The following is a 9,919-nucleotide window of genomic DNA, read 5'->3' as shown; positions in this document are numbered from 1 at the left end:
CGGCAGGCCTCAGTCCAGCTTCAGGTCGTCGGCGCTTTCCAGGTCTGTCTTGGTGAAGAACACCAGCGCCTGCTCCGCGTCCAGGCCGAGCCCTTTGATCACGTCAGCGACCTGCTTGCCCTGCTCGATGAAGCCGGCGAGCAGCTCCTGGTGCGTCTTGTCGAACTCGGTGCCGGTCTCGTCGGTGCCGGCCGGTTTCGCGGCGGCCAGATCGTTGATCCGGGAGGTCGCGGCGGCGAGTTCGGTGAACTTGGACTTCAGGTCGTCGCCGCTGGCCTTGAGGTCAGCGGTGCCGGCGGCCACTCCACGAGCGTCGAGCCAAAGGTTGTTGGACATCGCGACCCCCTCAGTAGTCAGCCACGTCGCGGCGGGACGCGTACTTGTCGAAGTCGATGTTGGAGAACTGATCGACGTCGAAATCCCGTGGCAGGTACTTCTCCAGGATTGTACGGCTGTCCTGGTCGACCTTGTCGACAGCGCGTTGATAGGCCTCGATGATCTGGCGGGCCAGGGCGCCGGCGTTGGGTGACCGGTAGATCCTCGGGTCGAGGTCGAGCTGCACCAGGCGGCCGCGAGCGTCGACAGTGGTGACCACGAAGCCGTCCTCGGACTTCGTGCTCACGCTGAGCTCCTCGAGCTTGCGCTTCATCTCGGCGGCGTTGCCCAGCAGCTTGTGGGCGTCCTCCAGCATCGACTCGAGACGCTGCCGAGACTCTCCTCCTGCCGGATCCATATCTCCCCCGTCACTGAAGAACCAGCGCACCGAAGAACCAGCGCACCGCACGAACGCACCCCGCAACACGCCATCACGTATCGCCCTCCGACGATAGTCAATGTCGGCACGCGGCGATGTCCCGGCCCGCGGCGGGCTGCCCGACAGTACTACCATCGCGGCGACTGACACGGCGGAGGGAGGCGATGTGCGGCGCGGGTTTCTGCTGCTGCGACGGCTGTCCGCCGTCTCGCTGGTAACGGTTCTCAGCGGTATGTTCGCGCCCGGAATCGCGCTGGCCACACCTGGTGAGCGGGTGGCACAGCGGCCCCCGGCCGACCGGCAGTGCTCCGATCCCGGCGAGCCGATCGCCGACCTGCCGTGGCATCAGGCGAGCCTCGACCCGGAGAAGGTGGCACCGCTGTCGGACGGCCGCGGCGTCACGGTCGCGGTGATCGACTCCGGTGTCGACAGTGGCCACCCGCAGCTCTCCGGCCGGGTCAGGGCGGGGCGTGACCTGCTGTTCCCCGGTGGCGGAGCCGGCGACTTCGACTGCATCGGCCACGGCACCGCGGTTGCCAGCATCATCGCCGGCGGCGGCGAGGAGGGGATCGCCTTCCGCGGCTACGCGCCCCGGGCGGAGATCCTTCCGGTCGTGGTCAGCGAGAAGGGCGCCGACGACGGCGAGGGCGAGCCGGGCACCGCCTCCGGGTTCGCCGCGGCGATCCGCTTCGCCGTACAGGCCAAGGCCCGGGTGATCAACATCTCGCTGGTCCTGTACGACGACGTCACCCCCGTGCGCAACGCGGTGCGGGAGGCGGTCGACGCCGGCGTGGTCGTGGTGGCCGCCGTCGGCAACGTGGGCAAGGACGGCGCACAGCAGACCCGGACGCCCTATCCGGCCGGCTATCCGGGCGTGATCGGGGTCGGCGCGGTCGACCAGACCGGGGCACGGGCCGCCACCTCCCCGGTGGGACCCTGGGTGGACCTGATGGCACCGGGCGACCAGGTGGTGGCCGCCGCCCGCGCCTCGGGATACACCCGCTACACCGGCACCAGCTTCGCCGCGCCGTTCGTCAGCGCCGCCGCCGCGCTGGTCATCTCCCGGGAACCGGACCTGCCGGCCGACCAGGTCACCAAGCGCCTCCTGGCCACCGCGGACCCCAGCTTCGGTGGTACGCCGGTGCGCGCCCCCGCGAACGGCACGGGGTACGGGTTCGGCATCGTGCAGCCGCTGCGCGCCGTGATGGAGCGGCCGGTCGAGGCCGAGCCCCGCAAGCCGCAGGCACTGAGCGTCTACGTACCGGAGGAGACCGACCCGGTCCGGGCCCGCCAGATCCGCTGGGCCCTGGTGATCGCCCTCGTGGTGATAGCGGTGGCAGCCGCGGCCGGCGTGGCGGGCTTCGCGATGCCCCGGGGCAGGCGCCGTGGCTGGCGTCCGGGCCGGGCGCAACCGCCGGCTCCGCGCACACCCGCCGAGGGCAACCGCCGCCTCTTCGACGACCTCGAGGAAGACTGACTCACCAGGCAGAAGACCACCGATCATTTCGTACGCGGAAACGGCGGCCGGTTTTCCGCACTGCGCGAAAAACGATCCCGTACCCGCGAACGCATCGGGCCCGCGGCTGGTCGCTGATGCCGACCGGCCACGGGCGCCGATGGTGGGGCAATCGGATATCCGACAAGCGGAGACCCGGCGTTCGCCGCCGGCCGGGGCCGGCGGCGGCGGACCGGCGTCAGCCCGGGAACATCCGGGTGGCGGCCTGATCGGCCTCCTGCATGCGCGTGCCGGCGGAGTTCAGGGCCGACTTCAGCTGGCCCAGCACCTGCACGATTTCTTCCGCGTTCGTCTTCCACTTGTTCTTCTGCGCGAGGTAGGCCTGCTGGGCGTCGGAGGTCCAGTCGGTCTCCAGCGGCTTGAGCTTGCTCTCGATGTCGCTCAGCTCCGAGTTCATGAAGCTGATGAACTGATCGATGTTCCCCGCCGCGTTTTCGATCGTGGCGTACGTATAAGTGATGCCGCCGTAACCGTCGCCGCTCATTCTCGTCTCCTCTGTTCCGCTTTTGTCGGTGCCGGTTGTGGTGCGGCGGGTCAGGATCCGCCGAGGGCGGACAGGATGCTCGAGACCTCGCGCTCGGCTTCCACGTCGGCGGCCTCGAACTGGTGGCTCGAGCTCGTGATGCCGTTGGAGACGCTGTGCAGTGCGTCGGTGATGTTGGTGAGCTTGCCCTGAATGGAGATCTTGGTCTGCTCGAACGTGGTCGCCGCCGCGCCCTTGAAGCCGCCCGGCAGATCGTCGAGCTGGCCCATCAGCCGGGCGAGGCTCGCCGTGATGTTCTCAGCGGTCTGGTCGGCGTCCTTCGCTCCGGCCAGCAGCTGATCGGTTACCGCATTGACTTCGTTGGCCAAGGTCATCCACCCGTTTCGGTCGTCCTCCGGCAGCGGCGCCGCGGCGACCGGCCGGAGTGATGGTCTTCTACGTTCAGACATCGAACTTACCGGACCGCTCAAAGACGGGGGAGGCCCCAATCTCCACAATGGCGACAATGGCGACGCGGGGGACGACGAAGGCGTGCCGGAGGCGAGTAGTCTGACGGCTCCGCACCACGAAGAGGCGGCTGTTGTAGTGTCGCCTGACGATTCCTCGACCCCCTCTCGGAGCCATGGCACGCACCGTTATCGTCTCGTCCGACCGCCCGGGTGCCGTCCCGACCGTTCGTGAGGCACTCGAGGTCACCGCCGACGGCGGAACCATCTCTCTGTCCCCCGGGGAATACCGCGAGGCGCTCCTCCTGCGAGGCCGCGACGTGACCCTGTCGGCCGCTGACGGCCCCGGCACCGTCGTGCTCTGCTCCGACTCCTCCGAGCCGGTGCTGCGCGTGGAGTCCGGTACGGTGACACTGTCCGACGTGACCGTCCGCGGTGGTTACGGCGCCGCGATCGCCGTGGACGGCGGCGAGATCCGGCTGAACAACTGCGAGGCCGCCGCCGAATACGGCGTGGCCGTCCAGGTCGGCCAGGGCGCCCGTTTGGCGCTGGAGTCCTCCAAGTTCAGCGGCTCGCAGTACGGGTTGTCGCTCGAGGGCTGCTCCGGCACCGTCAAGAGCTGCACCGTCGAGGAGATCGGGGGCGACGGCATCATCGTGAGCCTCGGCGCCGACCCGGTCATCTCCGACACCACGGTGCGCAACTGCGGCAATCGCGGCATCTACATCTACCAATATGGCAAGCCCACCATCGCCAATTGCGAGGTGATCGGCACCCGTGGTGTCGGCATCGCCATCGCGCACGGCAGCAGCCCCACCATCCGCGGCACGGCGGTCCGCGACACCGACGACTTCGGCATCTCCGCCGACGCGGGGTGCGGCGGCGTCCTGGACGGCTGCAAGGTCGACTCGGCCGGCATGTCGATCGACCCCGGGGCCACCCTGGAGATCGTCGAGGCCCCCGTCACGGCCCGGGTCGGTGTCGGCGCCGACACCAGCGGCGACGGCGCGGAGAAGGTCGAGGAGCTGCTCGCCGAGCTGGACAGCCTGACCGGTCTGGCCGAGGTCAAGGCCGAGGTCCGCAGCCTGATCGACGAGATGCAGGTCAGCGAGTGGCGCCGGCTGGCGGGTCTGGGCAGTTCCAGCGTGAGCCGCCACCTGATCTTCGCCGGCGCCCCCGGTACTGGTAAGACCACCGTCGCCCGGCTCTACGGCAAACTCCTGTTCGCCCTGGGTGTGCTGCCGAAGGACACCTTGAAGGAGGTGTCGCGGCGCGACCTCGTCGGTCAGTACATCGGCCACACCGCCGAGAAGACGGCGGGAGTGTTCAACGAGGCGCTCGGCGGCGTGCTCTTCATCGACGAGGCGTATACGTTGTCGCGATCGGCCGGCGCCGGCGCCGACTTCGGCCAGGAGTCCATCGACATGCTGGTGAAGCTGATGGAGGACCACCGCGACGAGGTGGCCGTGATCGCCGCCGGTTACACGGCCGACATGCTCGACTTCCTGGCCGCCAACGCGGGTCTCGCCTCCCGGTTCACCCGGACCATCGAGTTCAACAGCTACTCCGCCGAGGAGCTCGGCGAGATCACCGTCCGGATCGCCGAGGCCGACTCCTATGTCCTGTCGCCCGAGGTGCTCAGCGTGCTGGTGGAGCACTTCACCACCGTCGACCGCGGGCCCAACTTCGGTAACGCCCGTGAGGCCCGGACCCTGTTCGAAGTCGTCCGCAAATATCAGGCGCAGCGACTCCGGGCACTGGGCCGGATGCCGAGCATGGACGACCTACGGCACATCGCGGTGCCGGACGTGCTCGCCGCGATCCAGGCGCGCTGACATGGTCTTCGTCCCACGGGGGGTGGTGCCGTCATGACCGCACCACAGGTGCCGGAGTCCGAACCGCAGTGGCAGCAGCAGAGCGGGGCCGCCGTGCGCGGGTCGGCACGGGTGCCCGTGCCCCAGGCTGACCAGCGTGGACAGGCGGTCCAGCAGCAGGACGCACGTGCCGCCGTCCCGGCGCAGTACGCGCCGCGTACCGACCAGCGGGCCTATGCCGGTGCCGCCGGAACGAGCACCGCCGGTGCGGAGGCCGCCCGGCAGGCGGCTCGCGTCGCCGCCGGTGCGCGCGCCGCGGTCACGGCCACCGGAGTCGGTGCCACCGGCAGTGCGGCCGCGGTGGGTGCTCCCCGCGCGGCGTCCTCCTCGTCGGGCCCGCGCGGCCCGGTCAGCGATCCGGCCGGGTTCGCCAGGCCCGAGACCCCCGGCGCCCGGCGCCTCGGTGTGGCCCAGGTGCTGTCCTGGCAGATCGCGATCGTGGCCATCCTGGTCACCTGGGGCCGGCACCCGGCCGTCACCGCGGCGGCGTCCGTGGTGGCCGCGGTCTGCCTGATCGTGACCGGCCTGCCGTGGCGCGGTGTCTGGCTCTACCAGTGGCTCGGGCTCCGCATGCGCTACTCCTGGCGGACCCGGCACAGCCCCCGGCCGGGCGCGCTCGACGATCCCCGGCTGGCGCTGCTCAAGCAGTTGCAGCCGTCGGTCGTCGTCGGCGAGCTCCAGGTCGACGGCCAGGCGGTCGCCACGATCGCCCACCCGAGCGGCATCACCGCGGTGCTCGAGCTGGCGCCCGGCAACCACACGCTGTTCGGTGCCGAGTCGCGCCGGCTGCCCGACCTGGTGTCGCTGCTGCCCGTCGGCGAACCCGACCTTCCGCCGGTTGTCGTCCAGTCGCTGATCCGGGCCGAGGCGGTCACCGCGTGGCCGGGTGCCGGCGCCGCCTTCGACTCCTACCGGCTTCTCACCGAGGGTGAGGTGCCGACCGAGCGGCAGGGCTGGCTCTGCGTACAGGTCAGGCGTACGCCGGAGGCGTGCCACGACGACGACCTGCGGCCGGCCCTGCTGAACGCGATCCAGCGCGCACGCCGCCGCCTGCGGCAGGACAAGCTGCCGAACCGCCTGCTCGGCCCCGAGGAGCTGCTGGTCGCCGCCGCCGTGCTGGCCCGCCTCGAACCCGGGGTGTCCGGCCCGTCCGCCAACGGTGCCGTGCCGGCCCGGGAGAGCTGGAACAGGGTCACCACCGGACGGACCGTGCAGGCCTCGTTCCGCATCAAGCGGTGGCCCACCCAGCAGTGGACCATCGACCGGCTGCTGAGCAACATGACCACGACGGCCACCGTCGCGGTCGCCGCGACCAGCGACCCGGTTCACACCGGCGACAGCGGGAAGATCGCCATGGAGCTGGTGATCCGGCTCGCGGCACCCGACCAGGTGGCGCTGGAGACGGCCGGCAAGCGGCTCGCCGAGTTGTTCGGCGCGATCGGCGGCGAGGTCGAGCGGCTGGACGGCCGTCAGGCCGCCGGGCTGGCGGCGACCCTACCGTTCGGAGGTTTCCTGCTGTGATCCGATACCCGTCGGCGGTCAGCAAGGTCGCGCCTCACCTCGCACCGGCGGCGGCGCTCGCCGATCTCACGCCCACCGTCGCCGGCGACGGCCTCATGGTGGGACGCGACCGGGAGAGCCGCCCGGTCACCCTGCGGGTGCTGCGGCCCGAGCCGACCCGGTTGCTGCTCGTCGGTGGCCTGCCGATGGCCCAGCTGATGGTCTTCCGCCTGGTGGCGCTCGGCGTCCAGGTGATCGTGCAGTCCCTGCGCCCGCAGGAGTGGGCGCCGTTCGTGCACCGCACCGGCATCGGCCCGCAGCTGCTCATCCCGGCGCAACCGGGTGAGCCGATCCAGGTCGCCCCGGCCGGCCGCTCGCGCGCCGTGGTCATCGACGTGGGCCCGGTGACCGGCGACTACCTTCGCCCGGTGCCGGCCGACGTTCCCGCGCTCGTCGTCCGGCACGAGGTCACCGCCGTCGACGCCGACCTGCTCACCCGGGTCGACGCGGCCATCATGCAGCAGCTGACCCCGGCCGAGGCGGCGGTTGCCGCACCCACCACCGGGCTGTCCGAGATCGAGCAGTGGCTGACTCAGATCAGGCCGTCGATGGTCGCCGTGCTGAGCCAGCGCACCGTCCGCTGGGTGATGCTCGGCCCGACCGACGTGGAGGCCGGCGTGGTCGGTCCTCTCGACCGCTTCGCCTACCCCGTCATGACCGCACCGTCCGTGCACCCGCCGGCACCGGCGCGCGGCCCTCGCTGACACAACCCTCATACCGGCCGTTCCGCCGCCGATGAACACGTCGCCACCGGAACCGGTGGTCGCCGGATCAGCGGAGGTTGTCGATGCACCCGCCCGTGACGCCGCCCGTGACTCCGCCCGGCTGGACCGGCCCCGCACCAGCCGGCGTCGTGATCGACCTCGACGACACGCTCTATCCGCAGTCCACCTACCTCTACGGCGCCTCCCGCGCAGTCGGCCGCGCCGGCGCTGCCCAAGGACTGTGCCCCTTCCGCCTGGCCCGAGCGGTCCGGCGCCAGCTCATCGCCGGTTCCGATCGTGACGGCATCTTCGATCAAGCCCTTTTCGCGTACGGCGTATCGACCGCCCGCGCCACCGAACTGATCCCCGCGCTCGTGGCCGCCTTCACCGGTTACCGCCCCCGCAGGCTGCCCCTCTACCCCGGCGCCGCCGACGCCCTGGCCACGATCAGCGCTCACTATCCGGTGGTCTGCCTGACCGACGGCACCCCCGCGATCCAGCGCGCCAAACTCGCCGCGACCGGCCTCACCGACGCCTTCCTCGCCGTCGTCATCACCGACGAACTCGGCGGCCCGGCAGCCCGCAAGCCCCACCCCGAAGGCCTGCGACACGCCGCCGCGGCCCTCGGCGCCGCCCCCTCGCAGCTCGTCATGATCGGCGACCGCCCCACCAAGGACATCGCGATGGCCGCCACGTTGGGCGCACGCTCCATCCGCGTACGCACCGGCGAGCACGCCCTCACCCCCGACGACCCACCCGCCACCGCCGTCGTCTCCGACCTCACCGCCGCCGCTGCCCTGCTGGTCCCCGCCTGACCCGACGGTGGCCGTCCCCGGCCTCACCGCCGCAGTTCTGCCGGGCTCCACCTGACCCGACGGTCGCCGCTCAGGCGAAGTCCCGGTACTTCAGCTTGGCCCGCCGCCCGTCGGGGTGATGCCACACGATCCCCTCGAACTGCGGATGCGCCAGCACCCACGCCCGCATCCCGTCGAAGTCCCGCGGCACCTCCAGCACGTCAGCCTCCGCGTGCGCCACCAGCCGATGCCCGTCCACCCGCTCCGGATTCCCGTTGATCTTGGTCCCGATCAGCTCATACGTCCCCGGCCGCCACTCGTTCCCGGCCGCGACAGCCTCCACATGGCACGCCGCGTAGGTCGACTGCGCGATCGGCTCCCAGCCCACGGTCTTCCCGGTCACCTCGTCCGTCATCACCGCCTGATAACCCGGCGGCCGTGTCCGCCCGGGCCGCACCTCCCGGCGGGCCCACCACACCCCGTCGTCGTCGAGCATCACGCAGGTCCCGTCGTACTTCCGGGTCGGCGTCCCGGCGCCGTCGAGCACCCACTGACAGACCGGGTTGACCTCGGGCAGCGTCCGCTTACGATCATCCGGATCACGCAGGAACACCGTCGGAATCTTGTTCATGGCGGCATGCTCCCACGAGGACAAAACGGAATACTCTTCCGCCTCCCACCAGGACAAAACGGAATGCCTCCCGGTCTCCCACCAGGACAAAACGGAATTCGCTCCTGTCTCCCGTCAGGACGAGGCGGAATACGTTCTTGTCTCCGAGCCGATCGGACCGCAGGGTGGGAAGGTGAACGACATCCGGATCGGCCTGGCGCTGGGCGGCGGCGCCGTTCGAGGTGCCGCCCACATCGGCGTCCTAGACGTCCTCGACCGCGCCGGCCTCGAACCCGCCGTCATCACCGGCACCAGCGCGGGCGCCCTGGTCGGAGCCCTCTACGCCGCCGGCCGCACACCGTCCGAGATCGCCAAGCTGGCGCAGGCCCTCCGCTGGGCGAAGCTGATCCGCCCCGCCCGGACCCGCAAGGCCCTCTTCGAGACCGCCAAGCTGGCCGCCTTCCTCGACAACGCCGTCGGCGGCCTCACCTTCGACAAGCTCGAGCGCACCTTCGCCGCCGTGGCCTGCGATCTCACCACCGGCCGCGAGGTGGTGATGCGCGAGGGCTCGGTCGGCAGCGCCGTGCTCGCCAGCGCCGCCATCCCCGGCGTCTTCCCCCCGGTGGACCGCGACGGTCACCTCCTGGTCGACGGCGGCCTGGTCAACATGGTCCCCGCCGCCCTCGCCCGCGAACTGGGCGCCGACATAGTCGTGGCAGTCGACGTCTCCGGCCCCCTGCCGCGCCGCCCACCAACGACACTCCTGCACATCATGGTCGCCGTCAGCACCCTCCAGCCCGGCGGCACCGACACCCTCGCCGACGACGCCGACCTGGTCCTCTGCCCCGACGTCGACGAGTACGCCTTCTGGGAACTCTCCCGCATCCCCGAATTCGAGGAAGCCGGCCGCGCCGCCACCGAACGCGCCCTACCCCTCCTCCACGCCCTCGTAGCCGCAGCCGCAGCCCGCCAAACCTGGCAAAACCCCTAACCCCGCCCCAGCTGGTCGTGAGCGCTGCCTCACCGCCCGCGAGGCGCCTCTGAGAGCCAGCCGGGCACCTCCAGCTGGTCGTGAGCGCTGCCTCACCGCCCGCGAGGTGCCTCTGAGAGCCAGCCGGGCACCTCCAGCTGGTCGTGAGCGCTGCCTCACCGCCCGCGAGGTGCCTCTGAGAGCCAG

The 9,919-nt window shown here is 71.0% G+C and carries 11 protein-coding genes; 6 read left to right on the top strand and 5 right to left on the bottom strand.

The annotated features are described in order from the left end of the window. Positions 1 to 9: 9 nt before the first annotated feature. Both ACFQV6_RS07820 and ACFQV6_RS07815 read right to left on the bottom strand, forming a co-directional pair. Entirely contained in the window at positions 10 to 336 is a 327-nt protein-coding gene (locus ACFQV6_RS07820) for a hypothetical protein (RefSeq protein ID WP_378026662.1), read from the bottom strand. A gap of 10 nt (positions 337 to 346) precedes the next feature. Then, entirely contained in the window at positions 347 to 691 is a 345-nt protein-coding gene (locus ACFQV6_RS07815) for a YbaB/EbfC family nucleoid-associated protein (RefSeq protein WP_378026661.1), read from the bottom strand. A 229-nt stretch (positions 692 to 920) separates the two neighbouring features. Between ACFQV6_RS07815 and ACFQV6_RS07810 the strand changes: the two genes are divergently transcribed. Further along, entirely contained in the window at positions 921 to 2,231 is a 1,311-nt protein-coding gene (locus ACFQV6_RS07810; RefSeq protein WP_378026660.1) for a S8 family serine peptidase, read from the top strand. A 217-nt stretch (positions 2,232 to 2,448) separates the two neighbouring features. On the opposite strand, the gene ACFQV6_RS07805 is transcribed toward ACFQV6_RS07810, so the two are convergent. Beyond that, positions 2,449 to 2,754: a WXG100 family type VII secretion target gene (locus ACFQV6_RS07805; protein WP_378026659.1), complete on the bottom strand. Its 306-nt coding sequence runs from the start codon at positions 2,752 to 2,754 to the stop codon at positions 2,449 to 2,451. Between the two features lie 50 nt (positions 2,755 to 2,804). Further along, positions 2,805 to 3,122: a WXG100 family type VII secretion target gene (locus tag ACFQV6_RS07800; RefSeq protein ID WP_378026658.1), complete on the bottom strand. Its 318-nt coding sequence runs from the start codon at positions 3,120 to 3,122 to the stop codon at positions 2,805 to 2,807. Positions 3,123 to 3,376: 254 nt separating this feature from the next. Here ACFQV6_RS07800 and ACFQV6_RS07795 point away from each other — a divergent pair, with 254 nt between their 5' ends. The 4 genes from ACFQV6_RS07795 (at position 3,377) to ACFQV6_RS07780 (ending at position 8,153) form a co-directional block, all read left to right on the top strand. Beyond that, positions 3,377 to 5,035, top strand: a complete 1,659-nt coding sequence (locus tag ACFQV6_RS07795) for a right-handed parallel beta-helix repeat-containing protein (RefSeq protein ID WP_378026657.1) — start codon at positions 3,377 to 3,379, stop codon at positions 5,033 to 5,035. 33 nt (positions 5,036 to 5,068) lie between these two features. After that, positions 5,069 to 6,595: a type VII secretion protein EccE gene (eccE, locus tag ACFQV6_RS07790; protein ID WP_378026656.1), complete on the top strand. Its 1,527-nt coding sequence runs from the start codon at positions 5,069 to 5,071 to the stop codon at positions 6,593 to 6,595. Beyond that, positions 6,592 to 7,338 (top strand): hypothetical protein, encoded by a 747-nt coding sequence (locus ACFQV6_RS07785; RefSeq protein WP_378026655.1) that lies wholly within the window; start codon positions 6,592 to 6,594, stop codon positions 7,336 to 7,338. Before eccE ends, ACFQV6_RS07785 begins: the two co-directional genes overlap by 4 nt. A gap of 83 nt (positions 7,339 to 7,421) precedes the next feature. Continuing rightward, positions 7,422 to 8,153, top strand: coding sequence for an HAD family hydrolase (locus ACFQV6_RS07780; RefSeq protein ID WP_378026654.1), 732 nt, complete (start codon positions 7,422 to 7,424; stop codon positions 8,151 to 8,153). 70 nt (positions 8,154 to 8,223) lie between these two features. Here ACFQV6_RS07780 and ACFQV6_RS07775 read toward each other — a convergent pair whose 3' ends face one another. After that, positions 8,224 to 8,763, bottom strand: a complete 540-nt coding sequence (locus tag ACFQV6_RS07775) for a DUF5565 family protein (RefSeq protein ID WP_378026653.1) — start codon at positions 8,761 to 8,763, stop codon at positions 8,224 to 8,226. Positions 8,764 to 8,935: 172 nt separating this feature from the next. Between ACFQV6_RS07775 and ACFQV6_RS07770 the strand changes: the two genes are divergently transcribed. Next, the gene (locus tag ACFQV6_RS07770; RefSeq protein WP_378026652.1) at positions 8,936 to 9,733 is read left to right on the top strand and encodes a patatin-like phospholipase family protein; all 798 of its coding nucleotides are present in this window, start codon (positions 8,936 to 8,938) and stop codon (positions 9,731 to 9,733) included. Positions 9,734 to 9,919: the final 186 nt, after the last annotated feature.

Origin of the sequence: Actinoplanes sp. GCM10030250 (assembly GCF_042666575.1) — a bacterium.
Taxonomy (GTDB): Bacteria; Actinomycetota; Actinomycetes; order Mycobacteriales; family Micromonosporaceae; genus Actinoplanes.
This window is presented reverse-complemented; position numbering and strand designations above follow the sequence as displayed.

Coding starts and splice junctions, on each gene's coding strand:
- ACFQV6_RS07820 (WP_378026662.1), bottom strand. CDS start 336: ATGTCCAACAACCTTTGGCTCGACGCTCGTGGAGTGGCCGCCGGCACC.
- ACFQV6_RS07815 (WP_378026661.1), bottom strand. CDS start 691: ATGCTGGAGGACGCCCACAAGCTGCTGGGCAACGCCGCCGAGATGAAG.
- ACFQV6_RS07805 (WP_378026659.1), bottom strand. CDS start 2,754: ATGAGCGGCGACGGTTACGGCGGCATCACTTATACGTACGCCACGATC.
- ACFQV6_RS07795 (WP_378026657.1), top strand. CDS start 3,377: ATGGCACGCACCGTTATCGTCTCGTCCGACCGCCCGGGTGCCGTCCCG.
- eccE (WP_378026656.1), top strand. CDS start 5,069: ATGACCGCACCACAGGTGCCGGAGTCCGAACCGCAGTGGCAGCAGCAG.
- ACFQV6_RS07780 (WP_378026654.1), top strand. CDS start 7,422: ATGCACCCGCCCGTGACGCCGCCCGTGACTCCGCCCGGCTGGACCGGC.
- ACFQV6_RS07775 (WP_378026653.1), bottom strand. CDS start 8,763: ATGAACAAGATTCCGACGGTGTTCCTGCGTGATCCGGATGATCGTAAG.